The organism is Ensifer sp. EB106-05-01-XG146 (assembly GCF_058791875.1).
Map to the genome: position 1 here is coordinate 3,967,352 of NZ_JBYTDX010000001.1, position 18,450 is coordinate 3,985,801.

Genomic DNA, 18,450 nt, shown 5'->3' on the forward strand with positions numbered 1-18,450 from the left:
CCCAGGATATTTTCGCGTGGTGCGCCTTGAAGCTTGGGCCGGCAGCATTGATATTCTATCGGCTATGAAGGGCAGGCTTTCCGCGTGAGGGCGGTCCCATGTTATCGTCCGCCGGGGCGGCGGCTTTGAGAAGGACGAAGCGATGTCTGAGACACGTCGCAAGCTGACGACCATATTCTCTGCGGACGTCCAGGACTACACGCGGCTGATGCGCGCCGACGAGGAGGGCACGCTCGCCACGTTGAAGCGCCATCGCGATGCCATGGGAAGGCTCATCGAGGCGCATGAGGGCCGTGTCGTCAACACCTGGGGTGATGGACTGATCGCCGAGTTTCCGAGCGTCGTGGAAGCGCTGCGCACCGCGATCGACGTGCAGAACGAACTCGCCGGCTGCAACGAGAAATGCGCGGCCGACGAGCAGATGCTGTTTCGCATCGGCATCAATCTCGGCGACGTGATCGCCGAGGGCGACGATCTCTACGGCGACGGCGTCAATGTTGCAGCCAGGCTGCAGGCGTCCGCGCCGGCTGGCGGCATCGTCATCTCCAATACCGTGTACGACCAGGTGCGCAACAAGGTCGCCGTCGGTTTCGATTTTCTGGGGCCTCTTGAGGTCAAGAACATCGATGGCGGTGTGCCGAGCTATGCCGTGCGCATCGGCGCGGACGATCCCCGTCCGACCTTTGCCGCAGAGACCTTCGGCCGCCGTGCTGAAGCAGCCGCTGCCGAGGCGGCCAAGCCGCGTCCGGAGCCGGTGGGCGTGATTGCGGCAATCAGGAGCGGATCGCTCCCGGTTCTCTACATCGTTGCCGCTGGCTTGGTCGCTCTCAACCTGTTGACCTGGAACGGAACCTTCTGGTCCGTCTGGCCGCTGCTTGGCCTCGCCATCCTTGCCGGCCTTGCCTGGATCAAGACCAACCCGTGGGTGGACCGCAGCATCGGCATACTGGTGCTCTCGGGATTGGTGCTTCTCACCATCAATCTCTTGACCTGGCGCGGCGTCTTCTGGGCCGTCTGGCCACTGCTCGCCTTCGCCGTGGTCGGCGGCATTCGCTGGGTCACCCGGCAGAACCGCCGCCTCGGCTCCTGACGTCTATTCGCGGCTTTCGGAGCCGGCCGACAAGTTGTCGTGTGTCTTCGGGCCGTCATCGAGGGCTTCCGGCTCTTTCGGCTCCGCGCCCAGCACTTCGTAAATCTCCAGGGTCGAGGCCCGGCCCTTGGCCTGCGCTGTGCCGAGCGGCCGGAAGTGGATCGTGCCACCCGTATGGGCAACGACCGCGCCGCTCGCCATGATCATCGTGCCGTAGTTCTTGTTCATGCCCTCGAGGCGCGAGGCGACGTTCACCGTGTCGCCCATGGCGGTATATTGCAGCCGCTCCTTGGCGCCGACATTGCCGACGACGGCGGTGCCGGTGTGAATGCCGAAGCGTGTGCGGAACTCCGGCAGTCCTTTCTTGCGCTGTGCTTCGTTGAAGATGCTGAGGCGCTGCTGGACCGCGAGCGCGCACCGACAGGCATTCTCGGCGTGTTTGTCGTCCGGTGCCGGGGCGTTCCACATGGCAAAGACCGAATCGCCGAGGAACTGGATGATCGTGCCGTCGTGCTCGCCGACCGTCTCGCTGAAGATATCGAAATACTCCGACAGCATCGCCACCACCTCCTCGGGCGAATGCCGTTCGCTGAGCGTGGTGAAATCGTAGATGTCGGTGAAGAGCGCGGTGACTTCCTGACGCCAGGCGGAGCGGCCGCTGAAATGGCCGGATTCGATGCCCTTGCGCACCAGTTCCTTCGGCACATAGAGCGCAAAGGTGAAGATTGCATCGCGGGCCCGGTTCATGGCGCCGCCGAGGGTCGAGATTTCGCTGACATGCGAGGAAACATCGATCGGGGTGGTGAAGTCGAGGTCCTGCAGCCGGTTGGCGCTGGCGGTCAGCTGGTTGAGCCCCTTGGTAATCAGATGCGCCAGCACCAGCGAGGCGAGTACCGCCAAGGCTACCACGGCCCCGGAAATCGCCAGCCCCTGAACGAGCGTCTTGTTGGCGTCCGCCATCAATTCGTCGAGCGGTGCGGCCACCACGGCGCGGTTGCCGGAGAGAAGCAGCGCGGATTCGAGCGGCGTTACCATGACGAGGTAGGTGCGGTCCCCGACTTGGACGAAGTCGGCCTTGCCGGGCGCTGGTGGATGTTGGCGGATGCTCTGGATCAGCGGGTCGCTGTCGGCCTGCACGATCGGGGCGTCCTTATCCTTGGCAGCCATGATGCGTCGCATCATCACCCGGTCGGAATGGATGATCGGCCGGCCGACGGCATCGAGGATGAAGGACACCGAACCAGCAGTCAGCCGTTCGCGGGCGAGGAAGTCGGTGATCGTATCGAGCACGACATCGGCGCCGATGACGATCTGCGGATTGCCGCGATGCGCCTGCGAGATGGTCATGCCCAGTGTTTCGGTGGTGGCGCTTTCATAGGGTCCAGTCGAGACCGCGGCCTTGCCGTTGACGGCCGCGCGATACCAGGGTCGCGTGCGCGGGTCGAAGCTCGATGGCGGTAGCCGCCGTTCGGAGAATTGCGTGCCGTCCTTGTCGACGAAGAGAACGCGCTGGAGCGGCTTGCCGTTTGAGTCCCTTTCCATCGAGCGCACCGCAATGGCGGCGCCACGGGGCGCGTCGAGCGCCATGCGCCAGGCAACCTGCTTGAGGTCGACGACCTGAAAGAAGGCGCCGTTGGGGTAGCCGACATAGACCCCATCGATGTGCGGCGAGCGGGTGATGCCTTCACGAAGCACCGCCACCTTGTCGTTCATGCGCTCAGGCGGGGGCACGAGGAAGGAATTGGCGACGGAGGAGACGAGATTGACGAGGGCGGAAGTGTCGCCCGAGAGCACGCCCAGCCGGTCGACAAGGCGGTTCATGAAGCCGCGCATGTTGGCCTCGGCATCAGCGATCGCGGCGTTGCGCGAGCGATGGTAGTCGAGCCCGACAAGCGTCGCGGAAACGACGATCAGCATGGCGACCATGACGAGGCTGAACAGCGATCGCAGCGAACTGTTCCAGCCATCGCGTGCTTTGCCTTGTCGAGCGCCGGGCGCCGTGTCTACCATCGCGTTTCTCTGATTCCGTAACGATGCCTCGGCGACGACCTTAACGTGCAAGGTTGATCGCATGTGCAAGAAAAGTTAAATGCGAATCCCATAAAACACGTTAATCGGCGGGATGCACGATCCCGCCGAGATCCGCAGCGAAAAATGTCTCAGTTCACCGTTACCGGCTTCGAGCGCATGCGCGCGACGGTTTCGCGCTCGGCACGCTTGCAGCGCATCGGTGGCAGGCCGCGATCCATCAGGTCCATGTCTTCGAGCACCATGTCGCCCATCTTCTTGAAGGCGCTGTCGAGCGCGCCGGCGCGGTGCGCCGAACGCAGGAAGCCCGGCATGCGGCGAACGGGATGGTCGAGCGGCAGGGGCTCCTCCGGAAAGACGTCGCTCGCCGCCACGATATGGCCGCTTGCGACCGCGGCCATCAGCGCCTCGAAATCGACGACGCCGGCGCGACTGAGGAGAATGAAGGCGGCACCCGGACGCATGCGGGCAAACGCCTTCTCGCCAAGGAAGCCTTCGTTCTCGCTGGTAACGGAAGCAACGACGAAGACGAAGTCGCTTTCGCCCAGCACGGTCTCGAGCGAAGCCGGTTCAACGCCATTGTCCCGCAGGATCGAGGCCGGCATCCAGGGGTCGAAGACGCGGATTTTCGCCCGGAAGCCGGAGAGCAAGCGGTTCAGGGCCTTGCCGAGATCGCCGAAGCCGATGATGCCGATCTCGGAGCCGGAAAGCAGGCGCGCCGAACGGTTGCCATCGCCACCCCAGAGTTCGCGGCCTTCACGGAAGGAAAGGTCGGCGTCGACGACGCCGCGGGCGATGTTGAGCGCCATGGCGAGGCCGAGTTCCGCCACCGGCTCGGCAAAGACCTGCCCGGTGGTCACCACATGGATGCCGCGCTCGAACAGCACCTCATAGGGCATGTTGTTGATCAGGTTGCTTTCGACGTTGAGGATCGCTTTCAGCTGGCTCATGCGCCTGAGGGTGGCGTGGTCGAGCGGGGGCTGGCCGATGATGTAGTGGGCGTTGCCGAGCACGTCGTCGCCAAGGCCGGCGATATCCTCCGGGTCCGCTTCGACGATGCGGTAGCGGCGATGCAGGTCCTTGAGGGTTTCCGGTGTGAAGATGAGATCGAGCGTGCGTGGTGCGGGTGCACTGATGGCAAGCGGCCGGTTGTCGGGCATGGTTCCTCCCACTGCAGGTTTCCTTTGATCGGGTCGATCGAAGGATAAAAACATGCAGCACCTCAAAGCGCTACCGTGACCTTTGCGCGGCGCTGAGACGGAGGACGCCCATGCTCTGGCCGTGAGGCTAGGAACCGTTCCGCCGCTTGCCAAGCGGCGTGGCGGTCCCGATGCTGTCTTCGCACGAGGATTGCTTGTCGTGTTTTTGCTTAGTAGCCGAGACCACGCTTCTGCCGATAGAGCGAAGGCGGCAGGTCGCTGCCCTGGAAGACCGGCCCGTCGCCACGGCGGCAGTTGTAGATCGTGTCGTAGATGGGGCCGCCGCGGGCCGACGATTCGAACGGATAGTTTCGGTCGACAAAGGTCTGCTCGCATACGGTTTGGTCGCCACCACCATTCAACGGATCCATCTGGCGCACGCCCGGCAGGTCCCGATAGGTCTGCGCCGGTGCCGGCATGGCCGTCAGCCCGATCGCCAGCGCGAGCGTGGAGAGAGCGAGGGCGGGTTGAAAAGACGTCATCGTCAGGACTTTCAAAGGGCAGCCGGCGGGCGGAACGTGACTACGGTATCGCCGACGCCAAACTTGCGCTATAGGCCACACCACTTCGTTTGATCTGGGGATTTTCGATGGCGAATGCAATACGGTTCCATGAAGGCGATATCTCCGCAACCGACGCCGACCGTTATCGAGGCGCAATCGCGATCGACACGGAAACGCTCGGCCTCATCCCCCGCCGTGATCGCCTTTGCGTGGTGCAGCTGTCTCCGGGCGACGGTACGGCCGACGTGATCCGCATCGCAGCCGGCCAGAAGCAAGCGCCGAACCTCGTCGCCATGCTTGCCGATCCGGCCCGCCAGAAGATCTTCCATTTCGGCCGCTTCGATATCGCCGTCCTCTTCCATACCTTCGGGGTGACGACGACGCCGGTCTTCTGCACCAAGATCGCCTCGCGGCTGACCCGCACTTACACCGATCGCCACGGCCTCAAGGACAACCTCAAGGAAATGCTCGACGTCGACATTTCCAAGCAGCAGCAGTCGTCCGACTGGGCAGCAGAGACCCTGTCGCAGGCGCAGCTCGAATATGCCGCCTCCGACGTGCTGCACCTGCATGCGCTGCGCGACAAGCTGACGGCGCGCCTCATCCGCGATGGTCGCATCGAGCATGCCGAAGCCTGCTTCGCCTTCCTGCCGACGCGCTCCAAGCTTGACCTGCTTGGCTGGGACGAGACGGATATCTTCGCGCACAGCTGAGTTGTGCGGGGCTGTTATGGCGTCAGGTAAAGGACGACCGCATAACGTGCGGCCTTGCCGATGGTGACGAACAGCAGGAACAGCAGCAGCTTCATGCGCAGCAATCCGGCGACCAGCGTCAGTGGGTCGCCGATGACCGGCAGCCAGGAAAGAAGCAGCACCGGCTGGCCGTAGCGGGCAAAGAGCGCCTCTGCCTTTTGCCGATTGGTGGGCGAAACTGGAAACCACCGGCGCCCCTCGAAGCGGATCAGAAAACGCCCGAGCGCAAAATTGACGACGGCGCCGAGCACGTTGCCTGATGTCGCGGCGATGAAGAGGGCAGGGCGGCTCGTTTCGCCGTGCAGGGCGGCGGCCACGATCGCAGCTTCCGACATGCCGAAAAGCAACGTCGCCGACAGGAAGGCCGCGGAAAAGACGCCGGCAAGAATTCCGAAATCCAGGATCAGCTCCTGTCCGTATGACCGAGATCGCGCTCCGGCTCGATGATGTCGCGGATGCGCTGCTTCAGTTCCTTCGGCCCGGGGAAACCGCCGTCCCGCTTGCGCTCCCAGATGAGCGCGTCATCGACGCGGATCTCGAAATTGCCGCCGGTGCCGGGAATGAGCGCCACTTCGCCGAGCGACTGCCCGAACGTCTGCAGCAGTTCCTGCGCCATCCAGCCGGCGCGAAGCAGCCAGCTGCACTGGGTGCAGTAAAGGATGGTGATGCGCGGCTTCTGGTCCATCGGGTGTCTCGGATGTGCTTCGGGCGGCGACCATAGCGGTCGCCTCAGTTGGAAACAACTGCGTTCCGGGGCTCATGCTCACGCTGCGCTCACACGATTGTCAACCAATTTAGTCATGTTTTTATCGGCGGATAGCTTGCTTTGCGCTGTCGTCGCGGCGAGACAATGCGGCATTGCACAAATTGTCGCACCCAACCGCCGGAGAGGCCCCTTAATGACCGACGTCACCGTTTCCAGTTCCCGCCCGCGCGCCATCCTGCCGGCGCTGGAAAAGATCTATCTGCCGCTCAATACATCCGCCGAAACGCTGTTGCGTGTGCTCGCCGGCGCTCTGCTTGCGGTTCACGGTTTTGGCAAGATCACCAATCCCTTCGGCGCGATCGGCATGGTCGAGGGCCTCGGCTTCTATCCCGGCGTCTTCTGGTCGCCGCTGCTCGCCGCGACCGAATTCTTCGGCGGCATTTTGATCGCGATCGGTTTGTTGACGCGCCCGGCTGCCTTTGCCGGCATGATCGTTCTGCTCGTCACCGTCTACTTCCATGGCATCGTGCAGGGTGAGGGCCTCTTCGGCGCGGAGAAGTCGATCCTCTGGGCAGCGATCCTGTTCTTCTTCGCCATCCGCGGCGCCAACAGCCAGTCTGTCGACGCCAAGCTCGGCAAGCAGTTCTGATCGAATGAACGACGCTTAGAAGAACGGGGAGGCGGTGAAAACCGGCCTCCCCGTTTTCGTCTTGCAGCTGGTGAGGCTTTCGCCGTCGCGACCTCTCAGGCGCTTTCCTTCGCCGTCACGCTGCGAATGGTCATCCGGTGGACCTTGCCCGACCGGTCCTGCCAGTCGATCGACTGGCCGACGGAGAGCCCGATCAGCGCCGCGCCGACAGGGGTCAGCACAGAGATGCGGCCGGCCTCGATATCGGCCTCGCCGGGATAGACGAGCGTCACCTGCTTGGCAAAACCATTGTCGGCCTCGAAGGCGACGGTGGAGCCCATCTGCACGCTGTTGGCGGGCAGCGCGTCGGGCGCGCCGACCCGGGCGCGGTCGAGTTCAAAGAGCAGTGCCTCGGCCACATCAGGCACGCGCTCGAGCGCGGAGGAGGCGAGCGCCGTCAGCCGCTTGTGGTCTTCGGCATTGATGATGATCGGGGGAAGTTTCTTGCGGGTTGCCGCCATGATGGGACCTGACACGTTCAATCGAAGCGCACGACAGGGCGCAATCGAATAGGTTTTCTGGAGATTAGGCGCTCGTTCAGCCGCGCTCGGAAATTTCTTCTGCCGACGCGAAAGGCTCCCCTGACCCGGAGAGCGCAAGCGTCCGGGCTGGGGTCAGGTTCCTGCGATCGGGCACACCCGGAAGCAGCAATGAGAAGAAATCGTCGGCATCATCATGCCCCAAGGGTCGGAAAGTTCGCTCACGAAGTCAAGGCCCGCATGAACCCGTCCGCATCATCGCATCGCTATGTGACCTCTTGAACAGTGGCCGCGCTCGTGGTCAATCTCCACGGTCGATGCGAAGGGAATGCGATGATGCGGGTGCTGGTGGTTGAAAACATGGCGAAGACCGAGCTCGGCCAGGTCGGCACGGCGCTTCGCGAGGCAAAGGCCGAGATCGAGATCCGCCGCGCCTATCTCGGCGAGGCCGTTCCTGAAACACCGGAAGGATACGACGCACTGGTGGTGCTTGGCGGCGAGCAGAGCGCGCTCGACGATGCCGCCTATCCCTATCTGCCTGATCTTGTCGCGCTGATGCGCCGCTTCGGTGACAGCGGCCGTTCCGTGCTCGGCATCTGCCTCGGCAGCCAGCTTCTCGCCCGCGCCTATGGGGGCCGGAACCTGCTGGGCGAGGCCAAGGAGTTCGGTTGGTGCGAGGTGCAGGTGCGCGGCGAAGGCGCCGAGGACCCGGTCCTTTCCAGCGTCGGTGAGAGCTTCCCGATCTTCCAGTGGCACGGAGACACTTTCACGCTGCCTGAGGGGGCTGTCCATCTCGCCGAAAACGCCGTCACCCGACATCAGGCCTTCCGCGTCGGCCGCGCCGCCTACGGCACCCAATTCCACTTCGAGGCCGACACACACCTGGTCGAAGACTGGAACCGCGCTTTCCCGGACACCATCAAGCGGCTCGATCCCACTTGGCTTGCGCGCTATCGCGAACACGCCGCGCGCCACGGCCGCCAGGCGGATGCCGCGGGCCTGTCTCTTGCTCGCGCCTGGGTCGCGACGATCGTTCGCCATCAGGGCGGCGCGGTGAATGAGGAACCGGCGTTGGAGGAGGTTACCGGATGAGCGAGGCATTAAACGGCGGCTGCTTCTGCGGCAGGATCCGCTATCGGCTGAAGGCGGCGCCGATGTTCGTCAACTGCTGCCATTGCAGCGATTGCCAGCGCCAGGTCGGTAGCGCCTTCGTCGTCAACGGCGTGATCGAGCGCGACAATATCGAACTCATTGAGGGCGAGCCGGTCGTCGTGACGCTTCCGACGGACAGCGGCCGTTCGCATGATGTCTACCGCTGTGCCGAATGCCAGACGGCCCTCTGGAGCGACTACGGCCGGCGCGGCTGGCTTTCCTTCGTCCGGATCGCAAGCCTTGACCGCCCGTCGGACTTCCCGCCGGATGCGCATATCTTCACCCGCTCCAAGGTTGCTTGGCTGTCGCTCGAGGGCGGCGCACCGGCTTTCGAGATTTATTACGACATGAAGACGATGTGGCCGCCGGAAAGCCTGGCACGGCGCGAAGCCGCGGAAGCGAAAGCAAAAGCGTGACAGCCAGCGAACGCGACAAGATGGCAGCCGGAGAATGGTACTCCTGCCTCGTCGACGAACTCGAGGCACTTCGGATGACGGCACGCGTTGCTGTCCATCAGCACAACACCATGGCGCCGATCGAGCGTGGAAACATGGCGTCGGCGCTGCGGGTGCTGTTCGGTGCGGTCGCTGACGACGTCTTCATCGAGGCGCCGTTCCATTGCTCCTACGGCATCAACATCCACCTTGGCGCCCGCGTCTATCTCAATGCCAGCTGCACGATCCTCGACAGCGGCCGCGTGGCGATCGGGGCGGGGACGATGCTGGGGCCGAACGTGCAGATCTATTGCGCCGAGCACCACAGGGATGCCGTGCTTCGCGGCCAAGGCCTCGAAGTCGCCAAGCCGGTGACGATTGGTGCCGATGTCTGGATCGGCGGCGGCGCGATCATTCTCGGCGGTGTCACGATCGGGGATGGCGCGATCGTCGGTGCGGGCTCGGTGGTGACGAAGGACGTGGCGGCCGGCGCCGTGGTCGCCGGCAACCCGGCGCGGCCGCTCCGCCGCGCGTCGACGTAAGACGATTGGAGAAGGACGATTTTTGATGACGATTGAGATGAAGACGATCCACGTGCGCCCGGCGCGGCCAGAAGATGCACCTGCGTTGTGCGCTTTCCTCAACGAGATCATCGCGATCGGTGGCACCACGGCCCATCAGACGCCGTTCACGCCTGAGAGCTTCGTGGCGCACTATCTCGCCGGCCCGGGCTTCGTCAGCTGCTTCGTCGCCGAGGACGATGCGGGTGAGCCTTGCGCCTTCCAGGCGCTCGACCAGTGGGACGGCATACCGCAGGATTGGGCCGACATCGGCACGTTCTCGCGCCCCGACAACAAGGTGCCCGGCGCCGGCACGGCGCTCTTTAATGCCACTTGCGACTTCGCCCGCTCGATCGGCCTGAAAGCCCTCAACGCCACCATCCGTGCGGACAATGTCAGCGGGCTCAGCTATTACGGCAAGATGGGTTTCGTCGACTACAAGGTCGACAAGGCGGTGCCGCTGAAGGACGGGCAGTTGGTGGATCGCATTTCGAAGCGGTACGTGCTTGAGGACGGATGAGGCGAGCACTGCCGCTCTGGCAGCGCCACCCTCCCGGTCTTCATCCCCGGGCCCGAAGTTCAGTCCCGGGAGGCAGCTGACACCATAGGCTGGATCGGTCTTGCGGAGATCGGCCCCACGCCTTGGCGAGAGGCGTCGGCGATAAAAGAGCGCCGACGCTCGCAAAGGGCATCTCTTGAAAGCGTGCCGCTCTAACGGCCGCTTCTGTTCACCATGGCAATGATCGTCTCGTAAAGCTCGTCCTGAGCCTCGTCGGCGGTGATTTCGCCCGTCGCTGCAGCGTGGGACAAGCCATCGGCTGCGCCGAGCATTGCCCAGAAACCGGCCTGTGCGATGCCCCTCTGCCCGATGAACGGGCCCAGCACCTTTCGGCACTTTTCGATATAGACCAGCTGATAGTCCCGTTTGACGGCCGCAAGCTCGGGCGAGCCGGCGAGAGCCGCCAGCACGCCGGGCATCTCGCGACCCTGCGTGAGCACGCAGTCGACATAGGAGGCGGCAATCGTCCTGACTGTCGCTTCCAGCGTTGGGTCGCTCGCGGCGATGGCAGCGTCCATCACCACCGTCTGGCGCACATCAAAATCCTGGTAGAGCGCGGCGAGCAGTCCGTTGCGTGTTCCGAAATGATCATAGACGACCGGCTTGGCGACGGCCGCTTCCTCGGCCAGGCGCGGCAGCGTCAGCACATCGGTCCCTTCCTCGCGAACGAGCCTCCATGCGACGTCCAGCAGCTGGCGTAGCCGCTGCTCGCGGGTGAGGCGAACGCGTTTTGCGGTGACCGTGTCTCTTTCCATGGTGCTTGACATCACTATATACCAAAAGTAACTTACCTTAAGTATATAGAAGATATCACCCAACCGCAACCACCCGCCTGCCTGACGGCCGGCGGCCGAAGCGGCATGCCGACGCATGCCGTTTGCAAAGGATCCGTGCCCAATGACTGACGTCTCACTCCCTCACTCCCAAGGCCGAAGCGCATGGCTCGGCCTCATCGCCGTGCTGCCACTGGTCCTCATCGTGGCCATGGATGGCTCCATCCTCTATCTCGCCATGCCGCGCGTGACCTCGGCTCTCTTGCCCACCGCCGACCAGGCGCTCTGGATCCTCGATATCTACGGTTTCGTCGTCGGTTCGCTGCTGATTGCCTTCGGCAATATCGGCGATCGCTACGGGCGGTTGAAGCTGATCATGATCGGCGCGGTGATCTTCGGTGCAGGATCGCTCGGTGCGGCCTATGCGCAGTCGCCCATGGCGTTGATTGCTTCCCGGGCGCTGATGGGGCTCGGCGGCGCGACATTGCTGCCCTCGGGGCTGGCAATCGTCAGCGCGCTGTTTCCGGATCCGCGACTGCGGGCGCAGGCGATCGGCATCTTCGCCGCCACCTTTGCAGCCGGTTTCGCCATCGGTCCGGTTATCGGCGGCATCCTGTTGCAGCGGCTCGAGTGGGGCGTGGTGTTCCTGATCAACGTTCCCGTCGTGCTTGGCTTCCTGGTCGCTGCACCCATTCTGCTTCGCGAGGTGCGCTCCACGACCTATGGCCGCATTGACCTGCCAAGCCTTGTCCTGTCCTTTGCCGGTATCCTGCTCACCACCTATTCGCTGAAGACCGCGGCCGCCTACGGCTTCACGCCGCTGCAGACGCTCTCCGGGATCGTCGGCGTCCTCGCCATCGCGTTGTTTCTTCGCAGGCAAACGCGGATCGCCTATCCGCTGCTCGACCTCGGCCTGTTCCGGGACCGCATCTTTTCCATCGCCATTCTCACCGGCCTCCTGCCGCTGGTCGTCTGGTCCGCCGTCGGTTACCTCTCGGGCATCTATCTGCAATCGGTCCTCGGCTTCGATGTTTTTACCGCAGCACTTTTGACCTTGCCCGGCGCCGTCGTGCTGATGGCGACTTGTGTCGGGACAGCGCGCATCGTCGATGTGGTCGGCCGCAAGACGGCGCTTGTTGCGACGCATTTCCTGATCGCAGCCGGCCTCTTTCTGCTGCTCCTCACGAGCACCGAGGCGGGCGTGGCAGCGCTCATCGCCTCGACTGTGGTTGCGGGCATCGGCTACGGCCTCTCCTTCAGCCTCGTCGCCGAGATCGCCGTGTCGGCGGTGCCTGCCGAACGCGCCGGTGCCGCGGGCTCGATCGCCGAGACCAGCAACGAACTCGGAAATGCGCTCGGTATCACGCTTCTGGGTTCACTGGCGGCACTCAGCTTCCGGCTGCTCGGCCCCGGCGTGGCCGGCACGCTGAACGAAACCCTCGATCAGCCGGGCCTTGCTTCTGAAACGGTGCTGCAGGCCAAGGACGCCTTCCTCACCGGTCTTCACATCGCGGCCGGCGTCGGCGCACTGTCGCTGCTCGCATTGGGTATCATGGCCTGGCTCTGGCTGCCGAAGAAGCTGCCGGAGTAACCGTCGTGAGAGGTCACTGTGAGACGCCGTGGCCCAGAATAACGGAGTAGCTAGTCCGGGAAACCACGCCTGCGTGCGACCAATCTTGCTGCTCCAGCATCGCCTCACCTTCACAAACCAAAAAGGGCGACCCGAGGGCCGCCCTTTACAAACGTTGAAACATGCGGCGCTGCCGCTTACTCGTCGCCCATCTTGAGGGCGGCGATGAAGGCTTCCTGCGGGATCTCCACCTTGCCGAACTGGCGCATGCGCTTCTTGCCGGCCTTCTGCTTTTCGAGCAGCTTGCGCTTGCGGGTGGCGTCGCCGCCGTAGCACTTGGCGGTCACGTCCTTGCGCAGCGCCGAGATGGTTTCGCGGGCAATCACGTTGCCGCCGATGGCCGCCTGGATCGGGATCTTGAACATGTGCTTCGGGATCAGCTCCTTGAGCTTTTCGCACATTTCGCGGCCGCGCTTTTCGGCTGCCATCCGGTGCACCATCATCGACAGCGCATCGACCGGCTCGCCGTTGACGAGGATCGACATCTTCACAAGGTTGCCTTCCTTGTGCTCGGTGATCTGGTAGTCGAACGAGGCATAACCCTTGGAGATCGACTTCAGGCGGTCGTAGAAATCGAACACGACTTCGTTGAGCGGCAGGTCGTAGGTCAGCATCGCGCGGGTGCCGACATAGGTCAGCTCGATCTGGATGCCGCGGCGGTCCTGGCAGAGTTTGAGGATGCCGCCGAGATAGTCGTCGGGCGTCAGGATCGTCGCGCGGATCCACGGCTCGTGGATTTCTGCGATCTTGACGACGTCGGGCATGTCGGCCGGGTTGTGCAACTCGCGTTCCGAGCCGTCCGTCATGAACAGCTTGTAGACGACCGACGGGGCCGTCGCGATCAGGTCGAGGTCGAACTCGCGCTCGAGACGCTCCTGGATGATTTCGAGGTGCAGCAGACCGAGGAAGCCGCAACGGAAGCCGAAGCCGAGTGCTGCCGAGGATTCCATTTCGAACGAGAACGAGGCGTCGTTGAGGCGCAGCTTGCCCATCGCCGAGCGCAGGTCCTCGAAGTCGGCAGCATCGACCGGGAACAGGCCGCAGAAGACCACCGGCTGTGCCGGCTTGAAGCCCGGCAGCGCGGTTGCGGTCGGGCGCTTGTCCTCGGTGATGGTATCGCCGACGCGGGTGTCGGCCACTTCCTTGATCGAGGCGGTGATGAAACCGATCTCGCCGGGGCCGAGCGCATCCATCGCCACCATCTTCGGGGTCAGCACGCCGACACGTTCGATCGTGTACTTGGCGTCGGTGCCCATCATGCGGATGGTCATGCCCTTCTTGAGCGTGCCGTCGATGATGCGCACGAGAACCATGACGCCGAGATAGGTGTCGTACCAGCTGTCGACGAGCAGGGCCTTCAAGGGCGCCGCATCGCCGCCGTCGCTCTTCGGCGCCGGCAGCTTGGTGACGATCGCTTCGAGGACATCAGGGATGCCGAGGCCGGTCTTCGCCGAGATCAGCACGGCGTCGGACGCGTCGATGCCGATCACTTCCTCGATCTGCTCCTTGATGCGGTCCGGTTCGGCCGCCGGCAGGTCGATCTTGTTGAGCACGGTGACGAGTTCGTGGTTGTTGTCGATCGCCTGGTAGACGTTGGCGAGCGTCTGGGCTTCCACGCCCTGCGACGCGTCGACGACAAGCAGCGAGCCTTCGCAGGCCGAAAGCGAGCGCGAGACTTCGTAGGCGAAGTCGACGTGGCCGGGGGTGTCGATCAGGTTCAGCACATAGGTTTCGCCATCATTGGCCTTGTAGTGCAGGCGCACCGTCTGGGCCTTGATGGTGATGCCGCGCTCACGCTCGATATCCATGCTGTCGAGCACCTGCTCGGACATCTCGCGCTCGGCGAGGCCACCGGTGGACTGGATCAGCCGGTCAGCAAGCGTCGACTTGCCGTGGTCGATGTGGGCCACGATCGAGAAGTTGCGGATATGCGAAAGGGGCGTCTTCGAAGATGTTGTGCTCATGGGCCGCATATAGCAGTGCCTTCAACCGCCGCAAAGCGGGAAATGAAGGCTTCGTTCACTATAAATCGGCCTATTCGGCCCCCGCTTCCGCATCGACGAGCGCGCCGGCATTGGGCACCTGCGCGCTCCTGATCTCGAAGCTCTCGCGCTCGGCCGCCGGCACCTCATCACGTTTGCGCAACCTGAGCAGCACGAAGAAGGCATAAAGCGCGGCAACGGCCATCGCCGCATAGATGAACGTGCGCTGCCCGAACACCGGTGTCAGCAGCGTCACCAGCATCGGCACGACGGTCGCAGCAATCGACCAGGCGACCAGCATGGTGCTGGCAAGCGGTACGAAATCGGCGGGATCCGTGCGGTCGTTGGCATGCGCATTGGCGATCGAATAGACGGTCTCGACAGCACCTGCAAAGAGCGCGAAGACCAGCATCAGAAGGAGCAGATTGCTGAACGACGCCGAAAGCGCGAAGAAGCCGGCAGCAAGGATCAACAGGCACGTGCCGATCAACACCAGGCGCCGGTCGATCCGGTCCGACAATGTTCCCATCGGATACTGGATGGCGATGAGGCCGAATTGCATGACGAACATCAGATTGGCGACGTCGCTTTGACTGACATTGTTGGCGGCCGCATAGATCGGCGTGAAGCCCTGCACCACCATCGAAAGGCCGCCGGCGGCAAGCACGCCGATGAAGGCGACGGGGGAATTGCGCCAGACCATCGGGATGTCGATGCTCACTTTGGCCGGCGGCGGTGGCGTCGGCAGCCGCGTCAGCCCGATCGGCAAGAGCGCGAGCGCTGTGAAGAAGATGGTGACGAGCGGCGGCAGGTTGCCGTCGGCCGGGATCTGTCCGAACAGCCAGGCGCCGGTGCCGAGCCCGATGACATAGGCCATGTAGAACAGCGCCATCGCCTTGCCGCGCCAGTGGTTTTCGCTCGCATGGTTGAGCCAGCTTTGGGCGATGATGAAATTGGTGTTGCCGGATGCGCCATAAAGCCCGCGGGCCAGTACCCACAAGAGCGGATGCATGCCGAGCGCGATCGTCAGCGCCGAGAGGATGACGAGCGCCATCGAGCAGGAGAAGGCGCGCGCATGGCCGACACGACGGATCATCGGTCCGGCGATGACGCAGCCGATCAGCCCGCCGAAGGCGATCATCGTGACCGCAGCCCCTGGCACCCAGTCCGGCGCGTCCGAGCGCGTCAGCGCGAAGGGCACATAGGCGAGCATCATGCCGTTGCCGATCGCCACCGCCGTCATCGAGGCGACGATACTGGCGATCGAGGTCAGCGAGGAGGGCTGCTTTGTCATGTCCAACCTGTCGATGAGGCCGCCCGTGCGGGTGCGCTGGCGTGATGGATGAGGGCTGTCTAAAGTATTGAAGTGAAAGCTTTTCTCGTTTCTGTGTCCGAAGCTGCCACCTTAGCCGAAATACCCTTGTTGCGCTGTCGCCAAAGCGGCATCGCATGCCTGTATTTTCGGTCTTTCGCAGTCTTGACTCCACTATATGAGAAATGCAATCTCAAATAATGGAAAACGTCACCGATCCCCTCGAACATGCCATCGGCGAGCGCATTCGCACGCTGCGGACGCAACAGAACCTGACGCTCGACGAGCTTGCTGCAAGTTCCGGTGTCAGCCGGGCGATGATTTCGCGCATCGAGCGCGGCGAGGCGAGCCCGACCGCCCAGCTTCTTGCCAAGCTCTGCAGCGCGCTCTCAACCACGCTTTCAGCACTCTTTGCCTTTGATGCCGAGGAGGCGTCACCGCTTGCCAGGCGCGCCGACCAGCGGCTCTGGCGCGATCCGGAATCCGGCTATCTGCGCCGCTCCGTCTCGCCGGATGGTCTTGGCTCGCCGATCGATATCGTCGAGGTCGAGTTTCCGCCCGGTGCCCGTGTCGTCTTCGAGAGGCAACCCTCCGATCGCGGCATTACACAGCACCTCTGGCTCTTTTCCGGGCGGCTCGAAATGACGACCGAATCCGGCTTCCATTCGCTCGAGCCAGGCGATTGCCTGTTCATGGGGCTGGAGGCGGGACACATCTTTTACAACCCCCACGATGAGCCGGCTCACTACGCCGTCATCCTCTGCCGCACCAAGGTTTGACCATGTCCGATATTCAGATCCGCCTGCTGTCTGCGAATGAAGCGCTGGCCGCCGTCCCTGCGCTCGCCGACGTGCTGTCCGATTGCGTCGAGGGTGGCGCCTCGGTCGGCTTCATGCAGCCCTATCCGCCCGAGAGCGCGCTTGCCTACTGGCGCGGCGTCGCCGAGGCGGTTGCGGGCGGCGAGACGTTGCTGATGGTGGCCGAGGTTGCAGGCCGCATCCTCGGCACCGTGCAGGTCGGTGTCGCGCAGATGCCGAACCAGCCGCACCGCGGCGATCTGAAGAAGCTGCTGGTGCATCGCGACGCCCGCGGCAAAGGGCTGGCACGCCGGCTGATGGACGCGGTCGAGCGCGAGGCGGCAGCCCGCGGCAAGACGCTGCTGGTGCTCGACACCGCGACCGGCAGCGAGGCCGAGGCGATCTATCCGCGCCTGGGCTGGGAGCGCGTCGGCGTCATCCCCGACTATGCGATGTGGCCGGAAGGCGGCCTCTGCGCCACGACATTCTTCTACAAGCGGATTGCGGCCTAGCGAATGGTCTTCGATCGGCGCAATCGCCCCTCACCCTAACCCTCTCCCCGCAGGCGCGGAGAGGGGCGTGCCCTTAGCGACGCTGCCGAGCGGAGCTTTGGCCCTTCAGAGGTGCTGTTGTCGAGGCGAGCGGGTGCCGCGCGTCTCCGTCGCCCCGCTTGCGGGGAGAAGGTGGCCGGCAGGCCGGATGAGGGGCAACTTGCCAAGCCTGAAACCGCGGGTAGGGTACCGGCACCCATCTGTTGCCCCTTCAGGATACCCCCATGCGCATCTACTACTCCGAAGACCACAAGCTCCGCGACGCCAAGACCGAACTTTTCGGCGGCGAACTCGTGCCGCCTTTCGAGGCGCCGTTCCGCGCCGAATGGATCCTGGCGGCGGTGAAGGAAGCGGGTTTCCTTGATGTCGTAGCACCCGAGCGTCACGGTCTCGATGTCGCTCTCAAGCTGCACGCGCCCGATTACCTCGACTTCCTCGAAACCGCCTGGTCGCGCTGGGTCGCCGATGGCTACAGGGGGGAGGCGATCCCGGCCTGCTTCCCGGCGCGGCGCATGCGCCAGCATCCGCCGAGGGATATCGACGGCGCGCTCGGTTACTATTCCTTCGCGGCGGAAACGGCGATCACTGAGGGTACCTACGCCGCCGCCCGCGCGGCGATGGATTGCGCCATCTCGGCGGCCGACCACATCCACGCCGGGAGCCGTGCCGCCTTCGCGCTCTGCCGCCCGCCCGGCCATCATGCGGCGATCGATCTCTATGGCGGCTATTCCTTCATCAACAATGCTGCGTGCGCCGCCCAGCGCCTAAGGGACTATGGTGCCCAGAAGGTCGCCGTGCTCGATGTCGATTTCCACCATGGCAACGGCACTCAGGATATTTTCTACGAACGCGGCGACGTTTACTTCGCCTCGCTGCATGGCGACCCGGTCGAGGCCTTCCCGCATTTCCTCGGCTTTGCCGACGAGGAGGGTGCCGGTGCCGGGCTCGGCACGACGAAAAACTATCCGCTGCCGCGGGGCACCCTGTTTGATGCCTGGTCGGGCGCCATGGCCGACGCGCTCTCGCGCATCGAGGCCTTCGGTGCCGAAGCCCTGGTCGTCTCGCTCGGCGTCGATACCTTCGAGCGCGACCCGATCTCGTTCTTCGAGCTGAAGTCCGAAGACTACCTGCGCATGGGCGAGGCGTTGCGGCGCACCGGCCTGCCGGTCGTCGTCTGCATGGAGGGGGGCTACGGCGTGCCGGAAATCGGCCTCAACGTCGCCAACGTGCTGAGAGGTATTTCCGGCTAGGATTC

Annotated in this window: 20 protein-coding genes; 11 read left to right on the top strand and 9 right to left on the bottom strand. The window is 63.9% G+C overall.

All coding sequences use genetic code 11. The features are described from left to right. Window positions 1–142: 142 nt before the first annotated feature. Window positions 143–1,090: an adenylate/guanylate cyclase domain-containing protein gene (locus tag AC3WVQ_RS19470; protein WP_029742396.1), complete on the top strand. Its 948-nt coding sequence runs from the start codon at window positions 143–145 to the stop codon at window positions 1,088–1,090. A gap of 3 nt (window positions 1,091–1,093) precedes the next feature. Here the strand turns inward: AC3WVQ_RS19470 and AC3WVQ_RS19475 are convergent, their stop codons facing one another. From AC3WVQ_RS19475 to AC3WVQ_RS19485, 3 genes are all read right to left on the bottom strand, one after another. Further along, window positions 1,094–3,100: an adenylate/guanylate cyclase domain-containing protein gene (locus AC3WVQ_RS19475; RefSeq protein WP_110818563.1), complete on the bottom strand. Its 2,007-nt coding sequence runs from the start codon at window positions 3,098–3,100 to the stop codon at window positions 1,094–1,096. A gap of 149 nt (window positions 3,101–3,249) precedes the next feature. Then, a complete protein-coding gene (locus AC3WVQ_RS19480; protein WP_090296233.1) occupies window positions 3,250–4,278 on the bottom strand; it encodes a hydroxyacid dehydrogenase in 1,029 nt (342 codons plus the stop codon). Window positions 4,279–4,487: 209 nt separating this feature from the next. Next, window positions 4,488–4,799, bottom strand: a complete 312-nt coding sequence (locus tag AC3WVQ_RS19485) for a hypothetical protein (RefSeq protein WP_029742399.1) — start codon at window positions 4,797–4,799, stop codon at window positions 4,488–4,490. A 107-nt stretch (window positions 4,800–4,906) separates the two neighbouring features. Here AC3WVQ_RS19485 and AC3WVQ_RS19490 point away from each other — a divergent pair, with 107 nt between their 5' ends. Further along, entirely contained in the window at window positions 4,907–5,533 is a 627-nt protein-coding gene (locus tag AC3WVQ_RS19490; RefSeq protein ID WP_090296238.1) for a ribonuclease D, read from the top strand. A 14-nt stretch (window positions 5,534–5,547) separates the two neighbouring features. Here the strand turns inward: AC3WVQ_RS19490 and AC3WVQ_RS19495 are convergent, their stop codons facing one another. Next, the gene (locus tag AC3WVQ_RS19495; protein ID WP_090296415.1) at window positions 5,548–5,892 is read right to left on the bottom strand and encodes a YqaA family protein; all 345 of its coding nucleotides are present in this window, start codon (window positions 5,890–5,892) and stop codon (window positions 5,548–5,550) included. A gap of 83 nt (window positions 5,893–5,975) precedes the next feature. Further along, window positions 5,976–6,257, bottom strand: coding sequence for an Rdx family protein (locus AC3WVQ_RS19500; protein WP_090296241.1), 282 nt, complete (start codon window positions 6,255–6,257; stop codon window positions 5,976–5,978). Between the two features lie 214 nt (window positions 6,258–6,471). Between AC3WVQ_RS19500 and AC3WVQ_RS19505 the strand changes: the two genes are divergently transcribed. Continuing rightward, the gene (locus AC3WVQ_RS19505) at window positions 6,472–6,927 is read left to right on the top strand and encodes a DoxX family protein (RefSeq protein ID WP_029742404.1); all 456 of its coding nucleotides are present in this window, start codon (window positions 6,472–6,474) and stop codon (window positions 6,925–6,927) included. A gap of 95 nt (window positions 6,928–7,022) precedes the next feature. Here the strand turns inward: AC3WVQ_RS19505 and rnk are convergent, their stop codons facing one another. Continuing rightward, the gene (rnk, locus tag AC3WVQ_RS19510; RefSeq protein WP_090296243.1) at window positions 7,023–7,427 is read right to left on the bottom strand and encodes a nucleoside diphosphate kinase regulator; all 405 of its coding nucleotides are present in this window, start codon (window positions 7,425–7,427) and stop codon (window positions 7,023–7,025) included. Between the two features lie 354 nt (window positions 7,428–7,781). Here rnk and AC3WVQ_RS19515 point away from each other — a divergent pair, with 354 nt between their 5' ends. Genes AC3WVQ_RS19515 through AC3WVQ_RS19530 form a run of 4 tightly spaced genes read left to right on the top strand, consistent with a single transcriptional unit; the run spans window position 7,782 to window position 10,111 of the window. Further along, a complete protein-coding gene (locus AC3WVQ_RS19515; RefSeq protein WP_090296418.1) occupies window positions 7,782–8,537 on the top strand; it encodes a type 1 glutamine amidotransferase in 756 nt (251 codons plus the stop codon). After that, the gene (locus AC3WVQ_RS19520; RefSeq protein ID WP_090296246.1) at window positions 8,534–9,013 is read left to right on the top strand and encodes a GFA family protein; all 480 of its coding nucleotides are present in this window, start codon (window positions 8,534–8,536) and stop codon (window positions 9,011–9,013) included. Before AC3WVQ_RS19515 ends, AC3WVQ_RS19520 begins: the two co-directional genes overlap by 4 nt. Further along, a complete protein-coding gene (locus tag AC3WVQ_RS19525; protein WP_060580583.1) occupies window positions 9,010–9,573 on the top strand; it encodes a sugar O-acetyltransferase in 564 nt (187 codons plus the stop codon). Before AC3WVQ_RS19520 ends, AC3WVQ_RS19525 begins: the two co-directional genes overlap by 4 nt. 25 nt (window positions 9,574–9,598) lie before the next feature. Beyond that, window positions 9,599–10,111 carry a GNAT family N-acetyltransferase gene (locus AC3WVQ_RS19530; protein ID WP_234824394.1) on the top strand — a complete coding sequence of 171 codons (513 nt, stop codon included), beginning with the start codon at window positions 9,599–9,601 and terminating at the stop codon, window positions 10,109–10,111. A 191-nt stretch (window positions 10,112–10,302) separates the two neighbouring features. Here the strand turns inward: AC3WVQ_RS19530 and AC3WVQ_RS19535 are convergent, their stop codons facing one another. Further along, a complete protein-coding gene (locus AC3WVQ_RS19535) occupies window positions 10,303–10,905 on the bottom strand; it encodes a TetR/AcrR family transcriptional regulator (protein WP_250806169.1) in 603 nt (200 codons plus the stop codon). Between the two features lie 142 nt (window positions 10,906–11,047). Between AC3WVQ_RS19535 and AC3WVQ_RS19540 the strand changes: the two genes are divergently transcribed. After that, window positions 11,048–12,514 (top strand): MFS transporter, encoded by a 1,467-nt coding sequence (locus tag AC3WVQ_RS19540; protein WP_110818562.1) that lies wholly within the window; start codon window positions 11,048–11,050, stop codon window positions 12,512–12,514. A 176-nt stretch (window positions 12,515–12,690) separates the two neighbouring features. On the opposite strand, the gene lepA is transcribed toward AC3WVQ_RS19540, so the two are convergent. Both lepA and AC3WVQ_RS19550 read right to left on the bottom strand, forming a co-directional pair. Further along, window positions 12,691–14,517 carry a translation elongation factor 4 gene (gene lepA / locus AC3WVQ_RS19545; protein WP_370689543.1) on the bottom strand — a complete coding sequence of 609 codons (1,827 nt, stop codon included), beginning with the start codon at window positions 14,515–14,517 and terminating at the stop codon, window positions 12,691–12,693. Between the two features lie 70 nt (window positions 14,518–14,587). Further along, window positions 14,588–15,829, bottom strand: a complete 1,242-nt coding sequence (locus AC3WVQ_RS19550) for an MFS transporter (RefSeq protein WP_029742415.1) — start codon at window positions 15,827–15,829, stop codon at window positions 14,588–14,590. Window positions 15,830–16,047: 218 nt separating this feature from the next. Here AC3WVQ_RS19550 and AC3WVQ_RS19555 point away from each other — a divergent pair, with 218 nt between their 5' ends. The 3 genes from AC3WVQ_RS19555 (at window position 16,048) to AC3WVQ_RS19565 (ending at window position 18,445) form a co-directional block, all read left to right on the top strand. Further along, on the top strand, window positions 16,048–16,626 hold the full coding sequence (locus AC3WVQ_RS19555; protein ID WP_162731789.1) for a helix-turn-helix domain-containing protein: 579 nt from the start codon (window positions 16,048–16,050) through the stop codon (window positions 16,624–16,626). Window positions 16,627–16,628: 2 nt separating this feature from the next. Beyond that, on the top strand, window positions 16,629–17,156 hold the full coding sequence (locus AC3WVQ_RS19560; RefSeq protein ID WP_110818561.1) for a GNAT family N-acetyltransferase: 528 nt from the start codon (window positions 16,629–16,631) through the stop codon (window positions 17,154–17,156). Window positions 17,157–17,419: 263 nt separating this feature from the next. Then, window positions 17,420–18,445: a histone deacetylase family protein gene (locus tag AC3WVQ_RS19565; protein ID WP_090296256.1), complete on the top strand. Its 1,026-nt coding sequence runs from the start codon at window positions 17,420–17,422 to the stop codon at window positions 18,443–18,445. The last annotated feature ends 5 nt before the right edge of the window (window positions 18,446–18,450 follow it).

What these genes read in the sequence shown, in the direction of transcription:
- AC3WVQ_RS19560 (WP_110818561.1), top strand. Translation starts at nt 16,629, where the DNA reads ATGTCCGATATTCAGATCCGCCTGCTGTCTGCGAATGAAGCGCTGGCC.
- AC3WVQ_RS19485 (WP_029742399.1), bottom strand. Translation starts at nt 4,799, where the DNA reads ATGACGTCTTTTCAACCCGCCCTCGCTCTCTCCACGCTCGCGCTGGCG.
- AC3WVQ_RS19480 (WP_090296233.1), bottom strand. Translation starts at nt 4,278, where the DNA reads ATGCCCGACAACCGGCCGCTTGCCATCAGTGCACCCGCACCACGCACG.
- rnk (WP_090296243.1), bottom strand. Translation starts at nt 7,427, where the DNA reads ATGGCGGCAACCCGCAAGAAACTTCCCCCGATCATCATCAATGCCGAA.
- AC3WVQ_RS19500 (WP_090296241.1), bottom strand. Translation starts at nt 6,257, where the DNA reads ATGGACCAGAAGCCGCGCATCACCATCCTTTACTGCACCCAGTGCAGC.
- AC3WVQ_RS19470 (WP_029742396.1), top strand. Translation starts at nt 143, where the DNA reads ATGTCTGAGACACGTCGCAAGCTGACGACCATATTCTCTGCGGACGTC.
- AC3WVQ_RS19555 (WP_162731789.1), top strand. Translation starts at nt 16,048, where the DNA reads ATGGAAAACGTCACCGATCCCCTCGAACATGCCATCGGCGAGCGCATT.
- AC3WVQ_RS19565 (WP_090296256.1), top strand. Translation starts at nt 17,420, where the DNA reads ATGCGCATCTACTACTCCGAAGACCACAAGCTCCGCGACGCCAAGACC.
- AC3WVQ_RS19535 (WP_250806169.1), bottom strand. Translation starts at nt 10,905, where the DNA reads ATGGAAAGAGACACGGTCACCGCAAAACGCGTTCGCCTCACCCGCGAG.
- AC3WVQ_RS19475 (WP_110818563.1), bottom strand. Translation starts at nt 3,100, where the DNA reads ATGGTAGACACGGCGCCCGGCGCTCGACAAGGCAAAGCACGCGATGGC.
- AC3WVQ_RS19550 (WP_029742415.1), bottom strand. Translation starts at nt 15,829, where the DNA reads ATGACAAAGCAGCCCTCCTCGCTGACCTCGATCGCCAGTATCGTCGCC.
- lepA (WP_370689543.1), bottom strand. Translation starts at nt 14,517, where the DNA reads ATGAGCACAACATCTTCGAAGACGCCCCTTTCGCATATCCGCAACTTC.
- AC3WVQ_RS19490 (WP_090296238.1), top strand. Translation starts at nt 4,907, where the DNA reads ATGGCGAATGCAATACGGTTCCATGAAGGCGATATCTCCGCAACCGAC.
- AC3WVQ_RS19520 (WP_090296246.1), top strand. Translation starts at nt 8,534, where the DNA reads ATGAGCGAGGCATTAAACGGCGGCTGCTTCTGCGGCAGGATCCGCTAT.
- AC3WVQ_RS19515 (WP_090296418.1), top strand. Translation starts at nt 7,782, where the DNA reads ATGCGGGTGCTGGTGGTTGAAAACATGGCGAAGACCGAGCTCGGCCAG.
- AC3WVQ_RS19530 (WP_234824394.1), top strand. Translation starts at nt 9,599, where the DNA reads ATGACGATTGAGATGAAGACGATCCACGTGCGCCCGGCGCGGCCAGAA.
- AC3WVQ_RS19505 (WP_029742404.1), top strand. Translation starts at nt 6,472, where the DNA reads ATGACCGACGTCACCGTTTCCAGTTCCCGCCCGCGCGCCATCCTGCCG.
- AC3WVQ_RS19540 (WP_110818562.1), top strand. Translation starts at nt 11,048, where the DNA reads ATGACTGACGTCTCACTCCCTCACTCCCAAGGCCGAAGCGCATGGCTC.